This is a genomic window from Ensifer adhaerens (genome assembly GCF_028993555.1).
In the GTDB taxonomy this organism is placed as follows: domain Bacteria; phylum Pseudomonadota; class Alphaproteobacteria; order Rhizobiales; family Rhizobiaceae; genus Ensifer; species Ensifer adhaerens_I.
In genome coordinates this window covers 3,654,388-3,671,727 of sequence record NZ_CP118610.1, presented here as the reverse complement: position 1 = coordinate 3,671,727, position 17,340 = coordinate 3,654,388, and the positions used below count along the sequence as shown (strand labels likewise).

19 protein-coding genes are annotated in these 17,340 nt (G+C 62.9%); 11 read left to right on the top strand and 8 right to left on the bottom strand.

The genetic code is table 11. The annotated features are described in order from the left end of the window. Nucleotides 1–94: 94 nt before the first annotated feature. The 6 genes from PWG15_RS17795 to PWG15_RS17770 form a co-directional block, all read right to left on the bottom strand. A complete protein-coding gene (locus PWG15_RS17795; protein WP_275021836.1) occupies nucleotides 95–685 on the bottom strand; it encodes a DUF2585 domain-containing protein in 591 nt (196 codons plus the stop codon). Next, nucleotides 682–1,314: a septation protein A gene (locus PWG15_RS17790; protein WP_275024453.1), complete on the bottom strand. Its 633-nt coding sequence runs from the start codon at nucleotides 1,312–1,314 to the stop codon at nucleotides 682–684. The genes PWG15_RS17795 and PWG15_RS17790 overlap by 4 nt, the downstream gene beginning before the upstream one ends. A gap of 108 nt (nucleotides 1,315–1,422) precedes the next feature. Then, nucleotides 1,423–3,099 carry a signal recognition particle-docking protein FtsY gene (gene ftsY, locus PWG15_RS17785; protein ID WP_275021835.1) on the bottom strand — a complete coding sequence of 559 codons (1,677 nt, stop codon included), beginning with the start codon at nucleotides 3,097–3,099 and terminating at the stop codon, nucleotides 1,423–1,425. 18 nt (nucleotides 3,100–3,117) lie between these two features. Further along, a complete protein-coding gene (gene mtaB, locus PWG15_RS17780; protein ID WP_275021834.1) occupies nucleotides 3,118–4,392 on the bottom strand; it encodes a tRNA (N(6)-L-threonylcarbamoyladenosine(37)-C(2))-methylthiotransferase MtaB in 1,275 nt (424 codons plus the stop codon). After that, the gene (gene dapF / locus PWG15_RS17775; RefSeq protein WP_275021833.1) at nucleotides 4,389–5,300 is read right to left on the bottom strand and encodes a diaminopimelate epimerase; all 912 of its coding nucleotides are present in this window, start codon (nucleotides 5,298–5,300) and stop codon (nucleotides 4,389–4,391) included. Before dapF ends, mtaB begins: the two co-directional genes overlap by 4 nt. Before the next feature lie 92 nt (nucleotides 5,301–5,392). Beyond that, nucleotides 5,393–6,409 (bottom strand): MBL fold metallo-hydrolase, encoded by a 1,017-nt coding sequence (locus PWG15_RS17770; RefSeq protein ID WP_275021832.1) that lies wholly within the window; start codon nucleotides 6,407–6,409, stop codon nucleotides 5,393–5,395. A gap of 208 nt (nucleotides 6,410–6,617) precedes the next feature. On the opposite strand from PWG15_RS17770, the gene PWG15_RS17765 reads away from it, so the two are divergent. The 6 genes from PWG15_RS17765 to trmD all read left to right on the top strand — a co-directional run bounded on the left by PWG15_RS17765 (nucleotide 6,618) and on the right by trmD (nucleotide 10,993). Further along, nucleotides 6,618–7,007: a MarR family winged helix-turn-helix transcriptional regulator gene (locus PWG15_RS17765; RefSeq protein WP_275021831.1), complete on the top strand. Its 390-nt coding sequence runs from the start codon at nucleotides 6,618–6,620 to the stop codon at nucleotides 7,005–7,007. A gap of 256 nt (nucleotides 7,008–7,263) precedes the next feature. Beyond that, nucleotides 7,264–8,829, top strand: coding sequence for a signal recognition particle protein (gene ffh / locus PWG15_RS17760; RefSeq protein WP_275021830.1), 1,566 nt, complete (start codon nucleotides 7,264–7,266; stop codon nucleotides 8,827–8,829). A gap of 13 nt (nucleotides 8,830–8,842) precedes the next feature. Continuing rightward, nucleotides 8,843–9,178, top strand: a complete 336-nt coding sequence (locus PWG15_RS17755) for a chorismate mutase (RefSeq protein ID WP_275021829.1) — start codon at nucleotides 8,843–8,845, stop codon at nucleotides 9,176–9,178. A gap of 38 nt (nucleotides 9,179–9,216) precedes the next feature. After that, nucleotides 9,217–9,579, top strand: coding sequence for a 30S ribosomal protein S16 (rpsP, locus tag PWG15_RS17750; RefSeq protein ID WP_275021828.1), 363 nt, complete (start codon nucleotides 9,217–9,219; stop codon nucleotides 9,577–9,579). 146 nt (nucleotides 9,580–9,725) lie between these two features. After that, the gene (gene rimM / locus PWG15_RS17745; RefSeq protein ID WP_275021827.1) at nucleotides 9,726–10,289 is read left to right on the top strand and encodes a ribosome maturation factor RimM; all 564 of its coding nucleotides are present in this window, start codon (nucleotides 9,726–9,728) and stop codon (nucleotides 10,287–10,289) included. An 11-nt stretch (nucleotides 10,290–10,300) separates the two neighbouring features. Further along, nucleotides 10,301–10,993 (top strand): tRNA (guanosine(37)-N1)-methyltransferase TrmD, encoded by a 693-nt coding sequence (gene trmD / locus PWG15_RS17740; RefSeq protein ID WP_275021826.1) that lies wholly within the window; start codon nucleotides 10,301–10,303, stop codon nucleotides 10,991–10,993. Here trmD and PWG15_RS17735 read toward each other — a convergent pair. Then, a complete protein-coding gene (locus PWG15_RS17735; RefSeq protein WP_275021825.1) occupies nucleotides 10,975–11,721 on the bottom strand; it encodes a sulfite exporter TauE/SafE family protein in 747 nt (248 codons plus the stop codon). The two genes, trmD and PWG15_RS17735, sit on opposite strands and share 19 nt — an antisense overlap. Nucleotides 11,722–12,047: 326 nt before the next feature. Between PWG15_RS17735 and rplS the strand changes: the two genes are divergently transcribed. From rplS to PWG15_RS17710, 5 genes are all read left to right on the top strand, one after another. Further along, nucleotides 12,048–12,566, top strand: coding sequence for a 50S ribosomal protein L19 (gene rplS, locus PWG15_RS17730; RefSeq protein WP_043625625.1), 519 nt, complete (start codon nucleotides 12,048–12,050; stop codon nucleotides 12,564–12,566). Nucleotides 12,567–12,691: 125 nt separating this feature from the next. Further along, nucleotides 12,692–13,501, top strand: coding sequence for a basic amino acid ABC transporter substrate-binding protein (locus PWG15_RS17725; RefSeq protein ID WP_275021824.1), 810 nt, complete (start codon nucleotides 12,692–12,694; stop codon nucleotides 13,499–13,501). Nucleotides 13,502–13,510: 9 nt separating this feature from the next. Beyond that, nucleotides 13,511–14,332, top strand: coding sequence for an amino acid ABC transporter permease (locus PWG15_RS17720; RefSeq protein WP_275021822.1), 822 nt, complete (start codon nucleotides 13,511–13,513; stop codon nucleotides 14,330–14,332). A 244-nt stretch (nucleotides 14,333–14,576) separates the two neighbouring features. Continuing rightward, nucleotides 14,577–15,986 carry a 3-isopropylmalate dehydratase large subunit gene (gene leuC, locus PWG15_RS17715; RefSeq protein WP_275021821.1) on the top strand — a complete coding sequence of 470 codons (1,410 nt, stop codon included), beginning with the start codon at nucleotides 14,577–14,579 and terminating at the stop codon, nucleotides 15,984–15,986. Nucleotides 15,987–16,145: 159 nt separating this feature from the next. Next, a complete protein-coding gene (locus PWG15_RS17710; RefSeq protein WP_275021820.1) occupies nucleotides 16,146–16,682 on the top strand; it encodes a SixA phosphatase family protein in 537 nt (178 codons plus the stop codon). Between the two features lie 18 nt (nucleotides 16,683–16,700). Here PWG15_RS17710 and PWG15_RS17705 read toward each other — a convergent pair whose 3' ends face one another. Beyond that, a complete protein-coding gene (locus tag PWG15_RS17705; RefSeq protein ID WP_275021819.1) occupies nucleotides 16,701–17,249 on the bottom strand; it encodes a L,D-transpeptidase family protein in 549 nt (182 codons plus the stop codon). Nucleotides 17,250–17,340 lie beyond the last annotated feature (91 nt).

The window sequence follows — 17,340 nt, the reverse complement described above, 5'->3', positions numbered from 1 at the left end:
TAGCGGAGGCGAGCGCCCCAAATTCCCTCTCCCCGTTTGCGGGGAGAAGGTGGCGGCAGCGGGATGAGAGGCTACGGCGAACTCCGAAGCTCGACTAGATCCCCGCCTGCCAGTCCCTGACGGCGTCGAGCGGCCAGACCAGCATCAGCACATTGAGCGTGAGATTGTCGCGGATCAACCAGCCGGTGAAAAGCTCGAAGACAATGGCGATCGTCACCGTCAGCCAGACCGGCATGCGGGCGGCGAACATGAAGCCCGCGACCATCGCCAGCGTGTCCATGGTCGAGTTCAGGATGCTGTCGCCGAAGTAGTCGAGTGAGATCGTCGCCGAGCGATAGCGGTTGATCACCATGGGAGTGTTTTCGGCGATCTCCCAGGCGGATTCGATCACCATCGCCAGGAAGAGCTTGGCCGTCAGCGGCTTGCCGCGCAACAGCAGATGGCCGAGGCCGTAGAACAGGAAGCCGTGGATGATGTGGGACGGCGTGTACCAGTCGGCGATGTGCTGGGAGTTGCCGCTGGATTTGGCCACGGGCTCGAAGAGTTTGACGTAGCCGCAGTCGCAGATCCAGATGCGGCCCATCAGGTGCTGGGTGACGACCTGAATGGCGAGGACCGCGAAACAGGCGGCAAGCCAGAGGAGCGCGTGACGGTTGCTGTCATTCTCCTCAAGCGTCGTGCTCACTCGGCGTTCTCCTGATCAAGCGAGTGCTTCATGATCAAGGGCATCTGGGCGAGCGTGAACAGGATGGTGATCGGCATCGTGCCCCACACCTTGAAGGCGACCCAGAAGTCGGTCGAGAACGAGCGCCAGACCACTTCGTTGAGGATGGCGAGGAAGAGGAAGAACACGCCCCAGCGCAGTGTCAGCTTGCGCCAGCCGGCTTCATCGAGCTTGAAGGCGGAGTGGAAGACGTAGCCGAGCAGCGACTTGCCGAAGAGAAGGCCGCCGAGCAGGATCGCGCCGAACAGCGTGTTGACGATCGTCGGCTTCATCTTGATGAAAGTGTCGTTTTGCAGCCAGAGCGTCAGCGCGCCGAAGACGAAAACGACGATGCCCGAGATCAGCGGCATCATCGGCAGGGTGCGGGTCAGTATCCACGAGACGGCGAGCGCGATCGCGGTCGCGGCCATGAACAGGCCGGTGGCGATGAAGATCGGACCGCCGAGCTCGGCGAGTGCCGGGAAATGTCCGGCGAGCCACTCACCGCGTGAATTGGCGAAGAAGAAGACCATCAGCGGTCCAAGCTCCAGCACCATCTTGAGCAAGGGGCTGACTTCCTTCTGCGGCTTGGTAGCCTCGATCGACGACATTTCCGGGTCCTGTTTCTGCATGTGCCTGCTGCTCATAACACCAGCTTTGCGGCAAAACCATATCAAGGCAATGGGCCCGTGCAAACGCACGGGCGCAGAACTGCCTCATCAGGCCGCGACGCCGGCGATCGCCTCGGCAAAATCCTTGGCCTCGAACGGCTCCAGGTCGTCGATGCCTTCGCCGACGCCGATGAAATAGACCGGCAGCTTGTGCTTGGCCGAGATGGCGACAAGGATGCCGCCGCGCGCCGTGCCGTCGAGCTTGGTCATGATCAGGCCGCTGACGCCGGCGACGTTGCGGAAGATCTCGACCTGCTGCAGGGCGTTCTGCCCGGTGGTGGCATCGAGCGTCTGCAATACGGTATGCGGTGCATCCGGATCGAGCTTGCCGAGGACGCGGACGATCTTTTCGAGTTCCGCCATCAGTTCGGCCTTGTTCTGCAGTCGGCCGGCAGTGTCGATGATGAGCACGTCGGACTTCTTCTCGCGCGCCTGCTGGAAGGCTTCATAGGCGAGGCCGGCGGCATCGGCGCCGAGCTTGGAAGAAACGATGTCCGAATTGGTGCGCTCGGCCCAGATCTTCAGCTGCTCGATCGCCGCGGCACGGAAGGTGTCGCCGGCGGCGAGCATGACCTTCAGGCCCGCGCCCGAAAGCTTGGCTGCGAGCTTGCCGATCGTCGTCGTCTTGCCGGTGCCGTTGACGCCGACGACGAGAATGACGTGCGGCTTGTGGCTGAGGTCGAGTTCCAGCGGCTTGGCGACGGGCGAAAGCACCTTGGTGATTTCGCCGGCCATGATGCGCGAAACGTCCTCGCCGGAGACATCCTTGCCGTAGCGCTCGGAGGCAAGCGTGTCGGTGATGCGCATCGCCGTCTCGACGCCAAGGTCCGCCTGGATCAGCAGGTCTTCAAGATCCTGCAGCGTCGCCTCGTCGAGCTTGCGCTTGGTGAAGAGGCTGGCGATCTGGCCGGTCAGCTGCGACGAGGTGCGGGCAAGGCCGCGGCGCAGGCGCTGGTACCAGGTGAGCTTTTCCTTCGGCGCAGAGGCCGGCTCTTCCTTGGGTCTGCTGTCGGCGGTCGCAAAGCCCTTGGGGAGGGCTGCGGGGGCAGCGGGAGCTTCGGCGATGGGGGTTTCGAGGACTGGCTCCTCAGGCACGGGCGCATCAAGAACCGGCGTTTCGGCAGCTGGTGCTTCGGACGTTGGCGCCTCGGGAACACTGTCACTCTCTGGGGTGACTTCGTCGATAGGCTCTGCATAGGTGGGGGCCGTGTGGCTTGCCTCATCGTCGACCGCCTGCGTTTCAACGGCAGCGATTTCTTCCTGTTCGGCCAGGTCTTCAGGCTCGACGGGCGGTTCTTCAGGCACGGTTTCCTGAAGCTCGCCGTAAGCCTCGAGCGACTCTTGCGCCGCCGGCGACAGTCCATGCTGTTCAGTGACGGGCTCTGCTGATGCAATAGTCTCTTCGCTGGACGTCTCGTCCGGCGCCGGTCCACCTGCGGTCTCGATCTCGGCCGGCAGGATCGGGTCCTCCACGGCGAGCGGCAGCGCCTCGATGTCGGACAGCGGCTGAAGCAGCTCTTCGGAGGTTTCTTCAGCCGCCGGCTGTTCGTCGATGATGGCTTCGGCCGGGGAGATGTGCTCGAAGATAGCGGGTTCCGGCACAGCCGGTGTTTCGACAGGCGACGCGCCCGCGACGTCCGCCTCCGGCGCGGCATCCTGCGGCTTCGTTTCCTCCACCGCGCCCTTGCCGAAGGTGAAGATCCTCTTGATGAAACCCATTGCCATTCAGGAATTCCGCATAAATCAGGCCGCAGCCATCTGTTTTACCTGCATCGTCAGATGCTTGCCATTGTTGCCGGTGATTGAGACCGGAACAAGCGCGCGCGGTGCGAGACCGGCGGCATCGACAAGCGTGAAGTTTTGTGTGTGGGCGAGCCCGTTGTTCTCGACCAGGATCGTCTGCTCGCTTCCGACCATGCTGTCGAGGTGGCGGGCGTAGAGCGTCGCGCCGACAGCGCGCAGGCGGGAGGCACGATCCTTGACGAGGCCGCGATCGAGCTGCGGCATGCGCGCAGCCGGCGTGCCGGGACGCGGGCTGTAGGGAAAGACGTGCAGATGCACAATGCCGCAATCCTCCGCGAGCTTTGCAGCGTTTTCGAACATCTCTTCCGTCTCGGTCGGAAAGCCGGCGATCATATCGGCGCCGAGGCTGATATCGGGGCGCAAGCGCCGAACCTGGTCCGTGAAGGCGCGCGCGTCGGCGCTCGAGTGCCGGCGCTTCATGCGCTTGAGGATCATGTCGTCGCCGTGCTGCAGCGACAGATGCAGATGCGGCATGAAACGCGCCTCGTCGGCGATCAGGTCGAAGAGGTGCTTGTCGGCCTCGATGCCGTCGATCGAGGAAAGCCGCAGGCGGCGGATCTCCGGCACCTGTTTCAGAAGCGTCTTGGCAAGCAGGCCGAGTGTCGGGGCACCGGGAAGATCGGCGCCGTAGCTGGTGGCGTCGACGCCGGTCAGCACGATCTCGCAATAGCCGGTCTCGACGAGCTTGCGTGCCTGGTCGACCACGGCGCCCATCGGCACGGAGCGGGAATTGCCGCGGCCATAGGGGATGATGCAGAAGGTGCAGCGATGGTCGCAGCCGTTCTGTACCTGGATGAAGGCGCGCACGTGGCCGTCGATGTGCTTGACCATCTGCGGTGCCGTGGCGCGCACGCTCATGATGTCGTTGACGCGCAGCTTTTCTTCCGCCGAGACGCCGAAGTCGGGCAACGAGCGATAGGAGGCGCTCTTCAGCTTCTCCTCGTTGCCGAGCACGGCATCGACCTCGGCCATTTCGGCAAAGGTTTCCTTCTCGGTCTGCGCGGCGCAGCCGGTGACGATGATGCGGGCATGCGGATTGTCGCGGCGGGCGCGACGGATCGCCTGGCGCGCCTGGCGCACGGCCTCGCCGGTGACGGCGCAGGTATTGACAAGGATGGCGTTGTTCAGCCCCGCCTTCTCGGCTTCCGCCCGCATCACTTCGGATTCGTAGGTATTGAGACGGCAGCCGAAGGTTATGACCTCGACGCCGCTCAAAGCGCCCGGGCTCCACTGGCCTCGGCTTCGTCGCGCTGCCAGGTGCCGGTCGTCGGGTTCAACGTACCGGACCATTCCCATTCGGCCGGACCGGTCATGACGACATGGTCGTTGCTGTCCAGCCATTCGATGGTCAGCTTTGCCGGGGCGGGGGCGGAGGAGACGTCGATCGTCACCTTCCGGCCGGTGCGGCCGGTGCGTGCGGCGCTGACGGCGGCCGCACAGGCGGCCGAGCCACAGGCCAATGTCAGCCCAGCGCCACGTTCCCAGGTGCGGGTGCGCAGCGACGAGGGCGAAAGCACTTGTGCCAGCGTGATATTGGCGCGCTCGGGAAACATTGGATGGTTTTCAAGCAGTGGGCCGAAACGGTCGAGATCGAAGGACATCGGGTCCTTGTCCACCCAGAAAACCGCGTGCGGATTGCCCATCGACATGGCCGAAGGCGAATGCAGGACGGGATTGTCGATCGGTCCGATCTGAAGCTCTATGCGGCTCGTGTCGGCAAATTCTTCGGCAAGCGGGATCTTGTCCCAGGCGAAAACCGGCGTGCCCATATCGACCGATATCGTGCCGTCCTCGTGCTCCCTGGCGTTCAAGATGCCGGCGATGGTCTGGAAGGTGAAGGCCTTCTTGCCGGTTTCGGCCGCGAGCGCCTGGACGACACAACGGGTTCCATTGCCGCAGGCCTGGGCCATGGAACCGTCGCAATTGACGATATCGATCCAGGCGTCGGTGCCGGCCGCCCTGGGGTCGTGGATCGCCATGATCTGGTCGAAGGCCGTGGCCGGATCGGCATTGAGCGCAATCGCGGCCGCCGGCGTGACCCGATCCTTCCGACCGCGCATGTCGACGACAAGGATCTTGTTTCCAAGCCCGTTCATCCTGGCGAATTGCACGTTGTCGGTCATGTGGCGATTGTCCAAACCGGCCTCTTGCAAGAGAGGCACCCTTCATTCGGGCTGTATATGGCGGAAAAGCCCGGAAATTACCAGTGCCGCGTTCATTCGCCGGCCGGCGCCGCCGAGGGTACGTCGAAGATTTCGCCGGGGCGCAAGGGCCGGAAACGGCTGCGGGCGATGCCGGCCGCATCGAGCGCCCGTTCCAGCGCCTGGCGCGGCTCGTCCACGCCTTCATCGGTCAGGCGGAACGTGCCCCAGTGGTGGCCCGCCACATGGGCTGCGGCACATTCGATCATGCCGCGCACCGCTTCCTCCGGGTTCTGGTGCTGGTCCCGCATGAACCAGCGCGGCTCGTAGGCGCCGAAGGGCAGGTTGGCCAGCCGGAGGGCGCCGTGTTTTTCGCGCGCCGCACGGTAGTTGATGCCGTCGTGAAAGCCGGTGTCGCCGACGTGATAGATCTTGCCCGCCGGCGTCTCCAGTACAAAAGCTGCCCAGAGCGCCATGCGCCGGTCGCGCGAGCCGCGGGCCGACCAGTGATGGCACGGCTCGGCATGGAGAATGATGTCGTCGCCGCAATCAACCTGGTCGTTCCAGTCGACCACTGTTATCTCAGCGTCAGGAACGGCGCGGCGAATGATCGTGTCGTTGCCGAGCGGGGTGATGATCCGCGGCCCGTGTTCCTCATGGAGCGCGGCTAGCGTCTCGACATCGAGGTGATCATAGTGATTGTGGGTAACGAGCACGATGTCGATCGGCGGCAGGTCGTCGAGCTCGATACCGGGGGCGTTGCGGCGCTGCGGGCCGGCAAAGGCGAAAGGGCTGGCGCGATGTGCCCAGACGGGGTCGGTCAAAATGTTCACCCCGTGCACCTGGATGAGCAGCGTCGCGTGGCCGACCATCGTCACGCGCAGGCGTTCGCCTTCGACGACGAGTTCAGGCTTGGTCTGTGCGAATGGGCTTGGATTGTGCGCCGGCCAGCGCGCCTTGCCGCCGCCGAACTGCCAGCGCAGCAAATCAGTCATGCCCTTGGGCGGCCTGCCGCCGGGATTGAAGAAGCGGGTTCCGTCGAAGTGATCGGAGACGGGGCCTCGATAGTATGGGTTTTGCGACTTCTTCATCCCGAGCCTTTCGGCATGTCATTTGACTGCAAGAGATGGTGCACCGGCGCATCCGATGGAAGATCGGGCTTTAACAAATTCTTGAAAACAGCAACTGGATTGCTATCGTGCTTCCATGCTCGTTCGATTCGACCCGCATGAACGCCTCTACAAAACCCTTCGGCTGGTCCGCTCGATCAATCTCAATATGCAACGAGCGTCGGAGCATATGCTCGACGGCGCCGGCATATCTGTTGCGGAGCGCGCTGTTCTCGAACTTTTTTGCCTGGAGCCGCTGACGGTGCCAGAGGCGGCGCGACGCCTATCGATGAAACGACAGTTCGTGCTGCGCGTCGTCAACGGCCTGATGGACAAGCATTTGCTCGAGAAGCGGCCGAATCCGGAACACCGGCGTGCCTATCTTTGTACCCCGACAGCTGCCGGGCTTGATCTGTTCGAGGAAATCCATCGTCGTGAAGTCGAGATGCTGCACGCCCTGCTCGGTGACATCAATCAGACCGAAGTGGTCGCGACGCTGCGGGTCATGACGCGGGTGGCAACGGCCTTCGAACAGTTGGCAGGGGAACTGGACGAGGCGGTCGATAGCGGGGCGCTCTGAGCCCAAAGCGCCCTCATTGCCCTGTCGTCCTTGACTTTTGCTGCGCTTTCCTGTTTATCCGCCCCAATTCCTTCGCAAGCTCAAGTCTTCGAAGCCACCGACCGGGTCCCGTAAAGGTATAAAGAGAACCCGGAGGTCAACATCCGACAGCGCGTCGCGCCCTCGGGTGGTTTTTGGCTTTGCGCCTTGTTTTCCAGGCGAAGGAACCCACGTTTCCGGCGAGTTGATCGCCACCGGAAACCAGAAGGAAGTGAGAATGTTCGAGAGCCTCCAGGACCGCCTTGGTTCCATATTGAATGGACTGACCGGCCGCGGCGCATTGTCGGAAGCCGATGTTTCCGCTGCGCTCCGCGAGGTTCGCCGTGCGTTGCTCGAAGCCGACGTCGCGCTCGATGTCGTGCGCTCCTTTACTGAAAGGGTTCGCGAAAAGGCCGTCGGCGCCGAGATCCTGAAGTCGATCAAGCCCGGCCAGATGGTCGTCAAGATCGTCCATGACGAACTCATCGAGATGCTCGGCTCCGAGGGCGTGACGATCGACCTCAACGCGCCGGCACCGGTCGTCATCATGATGGTGGGTCTGCAGGGCTCCGGTAAGACGACGACCACCGGCAAGATCGCCAACCGGATGAAGTCGCGGGACAAGAAAAAGGTCCTGATGGCTTCGCTCGACACGCGTCGTCCGGCGGCCCAGGAGCAGCTCCGCCAGCTCGGCGTGCAGACCGGTGTCGATACGCTGCCGATCATTGCCGGCCAGTCGCCGACCGATATCGCCGCGCGCGCCGTCCAGGCTGCCAAGCTCGGCGGTCATGACGTCGTCATCCTCGACACCGCCGGCCGTACCCATATCGACGAGCCGCTGATGATCGAGATGGCGGAGATCAAGCGGAAGTCCAATCCGCATGAAATCCTGCTCGTCGCCGATGCGCTGACCGGTCAGGACGCAGTCAATCTCGCCCGCAACTTCGACGAACGCGTCGGCATCACCGGCCTGGTGCTCACCCGCATGGACGGCGACGGCCGCGGCGGTGCGGCGCTGTCGATGCGCGCGGTCACCGGCAAGCCGATCAAGCTTATCGGTGTCGGCGAAAAGATGGGCGAACTCGAAGAGTTCCATCCCCGTCGCGTCGCCGACCGCATCCTCGGCATGGGCGACATCGTCTCGCTCGTCGAGAAGGCGGCCGAGAACATCGACGCCGAGAAGGCGGCCGCCATGGCCGCCAAGATGGCCAAGGGCAAGTTCGATCTGAACGACCTTGCCGACCAGCTCGGCCAGATGCAGAAGATGGGCGGTATGGGCGGCATCATGGGCCTGATGCCGGGCATGGCCGGCATGAAGGACAAGATGGCTGCCGCAGGCCTTGACGACAGCCTGTTCAAGCGCCAGCTCGCCATCATCTCGTCGATGACCAAGGCCGAGCGTGCCAACCCCGACCTCCTGAAGCATTCGCGCAAGAAGCGCATCGCCGCCGGTTCTGGCACTGATGCCGCCGACATCAACAAGCTTCTGAAGATGCACCGCCAGATGGCGGACATGATGAAGATGATGGGCGGCAAGGGCAAAGGCGGCATGATGAAGCAGATGATGGGCGGCCTTGCCAACAAGATGGGGCTTGGTGGCCTCGGTGGCGGTGGCATGCCCGACCTTTCGAAGCTCGACCCGAAGCAGCTCGAAGCGCTGCAGAAGCAGGCGGAGGCAGCCGGCCTCAAGCCCGGTGGCATGCCGGGCCTTGGCGGCGGCGGTCTGCCGGGTCTGGGTGGCGCCAAGCTTCCGGGCCTCGGTGGCGGTTTCCCCGGCCTTCCCGGCCTGCCGAAGAAGAAGTGAGGATCGGTGAGAGATGATTGATCCCGAAATCAAACAGGAATTGGCGGGTTACCGGCAGTCGATCGACAACATCGATGCCGCACTCGTCCACATGCTGGCCGAACGCTTCCGCTGCACCCAGGCAGTCGGCGTTCTCAAGGCCAAGCACGACTTGCCGCCGGCCGACCCGGCGCGCGAAGAATACCAGATCGAACGCCTGCGCCGCCTGGCCAAGGATGCCAATCTGGACCCGGATTTCGCCGAGAAGTTCCTGAACTTCATCATCAAGGAAGTCATCCGGCATCATGAAGCCATCGCCGCCGATCGCTCGCATAACGCGGGCAACGCCGGTACCCCCCATTCCGCTTGAAACGAAGCGGTCAAGAAAGCCTGCAAGGAGTAACTCAAATGGCACTGAAAATTCGTCTCGCCCGTGGCGGTTCCAAGAAGCGTCCGTACTACCAGATCGTCGTTGCCGACGCCCGCAGCCCGCGTGACGGCCGCTTCCTCGAGAAGATCGGCTCGTGGAACCCGATGCTCGGCAAGGACGACGAAAAGCGCATCGAGCTCAACGCCGAGCGCGTTGCTCACTGGATCGCCCAGGGCGCCCAGCCGACCGACCGCGTTCTGCGCTTCCTCGATCAGGCAGGTCTCGCAAAGCGTCCGGCTCGCAGCAACCCGACCAAGGCTGTTCCGGGCAAGAAGGCTCAGGAGCGCGCTGCGGAAGCCAAGCAGAAGGCCGAAGACGCCGCTGCTGCCGCTGCAGAATAATATCCGGCAAACGGTCTGGAACGGGATCGTCGGTCTTCCGGCAGCATTCCCGTTTCGGATTGCGGTGACTTAAGGAAACGGGTGGCATTTCCATGCCGCCCGTTTTCCGTTATGTGCACCGGGATATACCGAAACGGACGCGCACGATGAGCAAACTCGAAAACCCGGTTCTGATGGCGACGATCGGCGCAGCCCAAGGCTTGCGCGGCGAGGTCAGGGTCAAGTCCTTTACCGACGACCCGACGGCGCTCGGCGACTACGGCAACCTGCACAGTGCCGACGGCCGCGTCTTCGAGGTGCTTGAAATCCGCGAGGCGAAGAATGTCGTCGTCGTGCGCTTCCGCGGCGTCAACGACCGCAATGCGGCCGAAGGCCTCAACGGCCTGGAACTCTTTATCGAGCGCGACAACCTTCCCGACGACGATCTGGACGAGGACGAGTTCTTCTATGCCGATCTCGAGGGTCTCGAAGCGATCGACGGCAATGGCACCAGTTATGGCAAGGTCAGCGGGGTCTTCGACTTCGGTGCCGGCGACCTGCTGGAGCTGAAGGGTCCGGGCCGGCGCCCGGTGCTCATCCCCTTTACCGAATGGTCGGTGCTGGAAATCGATCTGGAAGCGGGCAAGCTGCTGGTCGACCCGGTGGCCGCCGGTCTTTCCGACGACAAGGACCAGGATTCGGGCAATCCGTTTTCCGCAAAACGCAAGTGAGCGACGCGGCGATGACGTTTCGCGCAACTGTTCTGACGCTCTATCCCGAAATGTTTCCGGGCCATCTCGGCGTTTCCCTTTCGGGCAAGGCGCTGGAGCGCGGCCAATGGTCGATCGAGGCGGTGCAGATCCGCGATTTCGCCGAGGACAAGCACCGCACTGTCGACGATACGCCTGCCGGCGGCGGTGCCGGCATGGTGCTGAAACCCGACGTGCTTGCCCGGGCGATCGATCGTGTCTCTGAAGATGACGATCGGCCAAGATTGCTGATGAGCCCGCGCGGCCGACCGCTGACGCAAGAGCGGGTACGTGAACTCGCGTCCGGGCCTGGCGTCGTCATCGTCTGCGGACGGTTCGAAGGCGTCGACCAGCGCGTGATCGATGCGCGCGGCCTCGAAGAGGTTTCCATAGGCGACTATATTCTTTCCGGCGGCGAGCCGGCGGCCCTCACGCTGCTCGATGCCGTCGTGCGCATCCTGCCGGGTGTCATGGGCAACGAGCTTTCGGGCGTGCATGAAAGCTTCGAAGGCGGCCTGCTCGAGCATCCGCACTATACCCGGCCGCAGGTCTTCGAAGGGCGCGAGATCCCGGCGGTGCTGACCTCGGGCAACCACGGCGCGATTGCCAAGTGGCGCGAGGCGGAGGCGCGGCGCCTGACCGCCGAGCGCAGGCCCGATCTTCTCGATCAGCCGGTAAAGAAGTAATAGGCGGCAAGCAGCAGGCCGACGGCGACCACAAGCGCGCGGATGACCGCCTGTGGTACGCGTCTCGCCGCCCAGACGCCGCTGTAGCCGCCAAGCGCAGCGCCCGGCACCATGATCGCCGCATGCAGCCAGGAGACGACACCACCGGCAGCAAAGACGACGATGGCGATCGCCGCTATCACGATCGAGATGAAGTTCTTGAGCGCGTTCAGCCGATGGTAGCCGCCGCCGGTCGCAAGGCCAAGCACGGCCAGCATCATGATGCCCATGCCGGCGCCGAAGAAGCCGCCATAAATTGACGTGACGAACTGGGCGCCGATGCCGGCCGGGTTGATCGCATGCTCGTCGACGCGCGCCTTGGGCTTCAAGAGCGGCCCGGCCGCGAAAATCGCAGTTGCCGCAAGCAGCAGCCAGGGCACCAGCGCGCGGAAGGAGGCGTTGGAAAGCGAGATCAAGAGCAGTGCGCCGGCAAGACCGCCAAGCGCCGAGATCACACCGAGCAGGATGGCATAGCGCTTGTCGGCGCGAATCTCCTTGGCATAGGCAAGCGCCGAGGTGATGTAGCCCGGGAACTGGATGATCGACGAGGTCGCGTTGGCGACGATCGGCGACAGGCCGCCAAGCGTCATCGCCCCGAAGGTCAGGAACGTTCCGCCGCCGGCGATGGCATTGACGACGCCGGACAGGAAGCCGGCCGCAAACAGCATGAGCACTTCGAAGATATGCATGGTCTCCCCCGACCCTCCATGCTCGGGATAACCGGTGGCAGGGATAGCCGCAAGCCCGTCCGTTCGGACAATCGAGCAAGCATCCATCCGGAATTTCTGATAGAAAGGCGTTTCTTGCCGCGGATCGCCGAGAAAATATGGCTTCCGGGGATGACAAGGCGGGACGATTGGTGTATGTGCCGCCCCGGTTCGGGTTCTTTGCCCGTCGACCAAAACAAAGAATGGCGAATCCGCTCCTGCCGGTTTCCGGCAAGACCTGAAGGCAAGCCCGACAGGTTCACCGAGAGCGCTCTGGCTGTTTCAGAAGAACTTGAAAGGTTAGACCGATGAACATCATCCAGCAGCTGGAAGCCGAACAGGCCGCCAAGATCGCCGCCAAGCGCACCCTTCCCGAATTCTCCGCCGGCGACACGCTGCGCGTCAACGTCCGCGTTGTCGAAGGCAACCGTACCCGCGTTCAGGCCTATGAAGGCGTCTGCATCGCTCGTTCGGGCGGCGGCATCAACGAAAGCTTCACCGTTCGCAAGATCTCCTACGGCGAAGGCGTCGAGCGCGTATTCCCGGTTTACTCGCCGCTCGTCGAGAGCGTCGAAGTGGTTCGCCGCGGTAAGGTCCGTCGCGCCAAGCTCTACTACCTGCGCGATCGTCGCGGTAAGTCGGCTCGTATCGTCGAGAACACCGGCACGCGCGCCCGCAAGCTGAACGAAGCCGAGCGTCAGGCGATCGCCGAGGAAAAGGCACGCATCGAGGCTGAAAAGGTTGCAGCAGCTCAGGCTCTCGCCGCCGAGAAGGCAGCAGCCGAAGCCGCCGAAGCAAAGGCAGCAGCGGAAGCCGCAGCAGAATAAGTTTTCATTCCTCTCGGAATGTTGGAAAGGCGGCCTCGGCCGCCTTTCTTTTTTGGTACTATCCGCTTGTCTTTCCGTCTGAATTTGTGACATTTTCCGCTGCCACAATTTTCGGGAGCCCTCCAATGACAATCCGTCGCCATGTGCTTGCGGGCATCGCAGCCGCACTTGCCGTTCCTTTCGCATTTTCTGCACCGGCCGTTGCCAGCGACCTGCCTGATCTCGGTGGCAAGACGGTTGTCGTCGTCACGGAGAACGCCTACCCGCCGCTACAGTTCGTCGATCCGAAGTCGGGCGAAGCCAAGGGCTGGGAATACGACGCCATGAATGAGATCGCCAAGCGGTTGAATTTCAAGGTCGAATACCAGAACACCAGCTGGGATGCGATGATCCAGGCGGTGCATGACGGCCAGTATCAGATCGGCATGACCGGCATCACCATCAAGGACGACCGCAAGGAGAAGGTCGACTTCTCCGACCCTTACATGCGTTCGCAGCAGTTCATGCTGGTGCGTAGTGATGAGACACGGTTCAACGACGGCAAGAGCTTTGGCGCATTCGCTGACGGCCTCGTCGGCGCCCAGCCCGGCACCTCGCCGTTCTATACCGCTGTCTACGAAATGCTTGATGGCAACGAGCAGAACCCGCGCATCAAGCTGTTCGAGACCTTCGGCGCGACCGTGCAGGCACTGAAGGCCGGCGACGTCGACGTGGTTTTGACCGATAGCGTCGCCGCCAAGGGCTATGTCGATTCCTCCGAAGGCAAGCTCAAGGTCGTCGGCGGTCCGCTCGGAACCGAAGATTTCGGTTTCATCTTCCCGAAGGGGTCGGATCTCGTCGCTCCGATCAACGCCGCGATCAAGGCGTTGAAGGCGGACGGCACATTCGACGCGCTCGATAAGAAGTGGTTCCTCGAATACAAAATGGGCGGCTGATTTCAGGCAATGGCCGCTCCACAATCTTCTGGCATGTCCGGCAAGGGCGACTATCCCTGGTGGTTGGTCGCCCTACTTGTGATCGCAGCGGCACTCGCTGCCGTGATTGTCACCAATGACATCTTCTCCGAGGTTTTCACCGTCGTCTTCAAGGGGCTTGGCGTCACCGTCTTCGTGACCCTCATGGGGTTCGTGCTGGCGACGACGCTCGGCCTCGGCATCGCGCTGATGGCGCTATCCGAGCATTCGGCGCTCCGGCAGATCGCGCGCTTCTATACCGAAGTGATCCGCGGCGTGCCGATCCTGGTGCTCCTGTTCTATATCGCCTTCGTTGGGGCGCCGGCGCTTGTCGTTGCGGCCAACTTCATCTCAGCACCGCTGATCGGAGCCGGCTGGATGGATCCCGTCGGCGTGCGCGACATCTCGCTGATGTGGCGCGCCATCATCGCCCTGATGATCGGCTACTCCGCGTTCATCGCCGAAGTGTTCCGCGCCGGCATCCTGTCGGTCGACAAGGGGCAGGTCGAAGCCGCCAAGGCCCTGGGGCTTACGCGCTACCAGCGCTTCCGTCTCGTCATCTTTCCGCAGGCGATCCGTGTCATCCTGCCGCCGCTCGGCAACGACTTCGTCGCCATGGTCAAGGACAGTTCGCTCGTCTCCGTGCTTGGCGTCGCCGACATCACGCAGATGGGCAAGGTGTACGCCTCCGGTTCCTTCCGCTTCTTCGAGACCTATTCGATCGTCGCCTATGTCTATCTGGTGCTGACCATCGGTCTGTCGCTGGGATTGCGGGGACTGGAGCGGCGGCTCAGGCGCGCCGAGCAGCGCTGAGGTTGCTTCCACCGATTGCCGACCTGTCAGAAAATTGATATGAACACGGCCATGGAATCCAAATTTGGATGTAGCGAGCAGAAAATCGTCGTGCTGCAGGACCACAAGCGCCTGCCGGCACGCTTCTTTGCGCGCGTCCACGGGGCGCTTACAAGCCGCCTATCCTGATTTCCCGATCAGTGCTTCCGGCCGCCTTGCCGCCGGCTTTTCCTGCCTTTTTTGAAAACTCGATGGATATACCGCCATGAGCGCACCGCGTACCCTCTATGATAAGATCTGGGACGACCACCTGGTCAACGAACAGGAAGATGGCACCTGTCTTCTCTACATCGATCGTCACCTCGTTCACGAAGTGACGAGCCCGCAGGCCTTCGAGGGCCTGCGCATGGCCGGCCGCCAGGTCCGCGCCCCGGAGAAGACGCTCGCCGTCGTCGACCACAACGTGCCGACCTCGGCTGACCGCCACCTCGGCATCAAGAACGAGGAAAGCCGCATCCAGGTCGAGGCGCTCGCCAAGAACGCCGCCGAGTTCGGCGTTGAATACTACTCCGAGAACGACAAGCGCCAAGGCATCGTGCACATCGTCGGCCCGGAGCAGGGCTTCACCCTGCCGGGCATGACCATCGTCTGCGGTGACAGCCACACGTCGACGCACGGCGCCTTCGGTTCGCTGGCGCACGGCATCGGCACGTCGGAGGTCGAGCACGTGCTCGCCACGCAGACGTTGATCCAGAAGAAGGCGAAGAACATGCTGGTGCGCGTCGACGGCCAGCTGCCATCAGGCGTTACCGCCAAGGACATCATCCTTGCGATCATCGGCGAAATCGGCACCGCCGGCGGCACCGGCCACGTCATCGAATTTGCTGGCGAAGCCATCCGCTCGCTGTCGATGGAAGGCCGCATGACCATCTGCAACATGACGATCGAAGGCGGCGCTCGTGCCGGCCTGATCGCGCCCGACGAGACGACGTTTGCCTACATCAAGGACAAGCCGCGTGCTCCGAAGGGCAAGGCCTGGGACATGGCGCTCGACTACTGGAAGACGCTGCACACGGACGAGGGCGCTCATTATGATCGCGTCGTCGTGCTCGACGCTGCCAACCTGCCGCCGATCGTTTCCTGGGGTTCTTCTCCGGAAGACGTGATTTCTGTTCAGGGTATCGTTCCCAACCCGGACGAGATCCAGGAAGAAACCAAGCGCGTCTCAAAGTGGCGTGCGCTCGACTACATGGGCCTGAAGCCGGGCACCAAGATCACCGACATCGGTATCGACCGCGTCTTCATCGGCTCCTGCACCAATGGTCGCATCGAGGACTTGCGTGAAGTTGCCAAGGTGGTGGAAGGCCGCAAGGTTGCTTCGAGCGTGTCGGCGATGATCGTTCCGGGCTCGGGCCTCGTCAAGGAACAGGCCGAAGCCGAGGGCCTCGACAAGATCTTCAAGGAAGCCGGTTTCGACTGGCGCGAGCCGGGCTGCTCCATGTGTCTGGCGATGAATGACGACCGGCTGAAGCCGGGCGAGCGTTGCGCGTCCACGTCGAACCGCAACTTCGAAGGACGCCAGGGCTTCAAGGGCCGCACGCATCTGGTCTCGCCGGCAATGGCGGCAGCCGCTGCGGTTGCGGGTCACTTCGTCGATATCCGCGAATGGAAATAAGCCGGATTTGAGCTTTTCCGGCGCAAATGGCCGCCCTTCGGGGCGGCCTTTTTTGTTTGTCCGCACGTCTGCGCTCCGCGCGGGTCGGTGAATTGCGCTAAGCTGGCTGCTCACAAGTCTGGGAACGTGTTGACCGAAGGGCGTTTGGGAGGACGACGGATGAGCGACGATCTGTCTGTGCAAAGCTACTGCCTGATGCTGTTGCGCCATGCCAAATCCGCCTGGCCGGACGGCGTCGCCGACATCAATCGTCCGCTCGGCGAGCGTGGTCGCAAGGCGGCGCCGCTGATGGGAAAGTACATGGCGCGGCATAAGCTCGTGCCGGATCGCGCGCTTGTGTCAACCGCCAAGCGTGCGCAGGAGACCTGGCAATTGGTGGCGGCTGCCCTTTCGACCGAGGTCGCGGTCGAGAATACCCGCGCGATTTATGAGGTGGGAGCCCCGCAGATCCTGAGCGTTCTGCGCGCGACGGATCCGGCTGTCAGGACATTGCTTATCGTCGGCCATAATCCCGGCATGGAAGATCTGGCGCACGAACTCGTCGGATCCGGCGATGCGGATCTGCGCATGCGCATGGCGGACAAGTTTCCGACGGCCGCCCTTGCTGTTCTCGAATTCGAAGCCGCGGGTTGGCGCGAGCTTATGCCGGGCAGCGCCAAACTCGCGCGTTTTGCGACCCCGCGCTCGCTCGACTGAGCTGTTTGCATGTCCATATCAAAGCACCTGCACGACGGTGCCGCGGCGCATATGCGGGATCAGCCGCCGCATGGCGTGCAGACTGACCGCGACGCAGCCCTGCGTCGGCTCATAGCCCGGTCGGATCAGGTGGAAGAAGATCGCCGAGCCGGCGTTTCTCCTCCGGGCGAGGAGGTTCCAGTCCATCACGAGGCAGATGTCGTAGAGTCCGTCCTCGCGCATCAACTCCTCATGCCTCGGCGTGAATGGTGCCATGACCGGACGATTGTATCGGGCGTGACCTGGAGCGTCGCACCAGAGCATGTCCTTGCGCGTGGTCCGCGTCGGCAGTGGTGTCGGCGGCAGAAGGAGACGATCGCGCCTGACATAGCCGCCGATCAGCTTCATCGCAGCACGCGGCGTGGCGCCGTCGCCTTCACGCTTCAGGCTGGTAATGCCGCTTCGTCCGATCGCCGCCTGCTCGACGCGGCCATCGAAGCAGACCAGCGCCCGCTTTCGATCGCGCGGCGCCGGGCGGACTGTGATGATGGACTTGGCTGGTCTTTTTCCCGACGTTTTCTTGCGCATCATTCTCACGGATTTTTGCTTTGCCCGTGATTTGAGGGGCACCATAAGCACGGTTGCGAATATAACGAGCCAGCAATGCTGGTTCGCTTGC

What these genes read in the sequence shown, in the direction of transcription:
- PWG15_RS17735 (WP_275021825.1), bottom strand. Translation starts at nt 11,721, where the DNA reads ATGCATATCTTCGAAGTGCTCATGCTGTTTGCGGCCGGCTTCCTGTCC.
- PWG15_RS17710 (WP_275021820.1), top strand. Translation starts at nt 16,146, where the DNA reads ATGAGCGACGATCTGTCTGTGCAAAGCTACTGCCTGATGCTGTTGCGC.
- PWG15_RS17705 (WP_275021819.1), bottom strand. Translation starts at nt 17,249, where the DNA reads ATGCGCAAGAAAACGTCGGGAAAAAGACCAGCCAAGTCCATCATCACA.
- rimM (WP_275021827.1), top strand. Translation starts at nt 9,726, where the DNA reads ATGAGCAAACTCGAAAACCCGGTTCTGATGGCGACGATCGGCGCAGCC.
- ftsY (WP_275021835.1), bottom strand. Translation starts at nt 3,099, where the DNA reads ATGGCAATGGGTTTCATCAAGAGGATCTTCACCTTCGGCAAGGGCGCG.
- rplS (WP_043625625.1), top strand. Translation starts at nt 12,048, where the DNA reads ATGAACATCATCCAGCAGCTGGAAGCCGAACAGGCCGCCAAGATCGCC.
- ffh (WP_275021830.1), top strand. Translation starts at nt 7,264, where the DNA reads ATGTTCGAGAGCCTCCAGGACCGCCTTGGTTCCATATTGAATGGACTG.
- trmD (WP_275021826.1), top strand. Translation starts at nt 10,301, where the DNA reads ATGACGTTTCGCGCAACTGTTCTGACGCTCTATCCCGAAATGTTTCCG.
- dapF (WP_275021833.1), bottom strand. Translation starts at nt 5,300, where the DNA reads ATGACCGACAACGTGCAATTCGCCAGGATGAACGGGCTTGGAAACAAG.
- leuC (WP_275021821.1), top strand. Translation starts at nt 14,577, where the DNA reads ATGAGCGCACCGCGTACCCTCTATGATAAGATCTGGGACGACCACCTG.
- PWG15_RS17770 (WP_275021832.1), bottom strand. Translation starts at nt 6,409, where the DNA reads ATGAAGAAGTCGCAAAACCCATACTATCGAGGCCCCGTCTCCGATCAC.
- PWG15_RS17790 (WP_275024453.1), bottom strand. Translation starts at nt 1,314, where the DNA reads ATGTCGTCGATCGAGGCTACCAAGCCGCAGAAGGAAGTCAGCCCCTTG.
- PWG15_RS17725 (WP_275021824.1), top strand. Translation starts at nt 12,692, where the DNA reads ATGACAATCCGTCGCCATGTGCTTGCGGGCATCGCAGCCGCACTTGCC.
- PWG15_RS17720 (WP_275021822.1), top strand. Translation starts at nt 13,511, where the DNA reads ATGGCCGCTCCACAATCTTCTGGCATGTCCGGCAAGGGCGACTATCCC.
- PWG15_RS17755 (WP_275021829.1), top strand. Translation starts at nt 8,843, where the DNA reads ATGATTGATCCCGAAATCAAACAGGAATTGGCGGGTTACCGGCAGTCG.
- PWG15_RS17765 (WP_275021831.1), top strand. Translation starts at nt 6,618, where the DNA reads ATGCTCGACGGCGCCGGCATATCTGTTGCGGAGCGCGCTGTTCTCGAA.
- rpsP (WP_275021828.1), top strand. Translation starts at nt 9,217, where the DNA reads ATGGCACTGAAAATTCGTCTCGCCCGTGGCGGTTCCAAGAAGCGTCCG.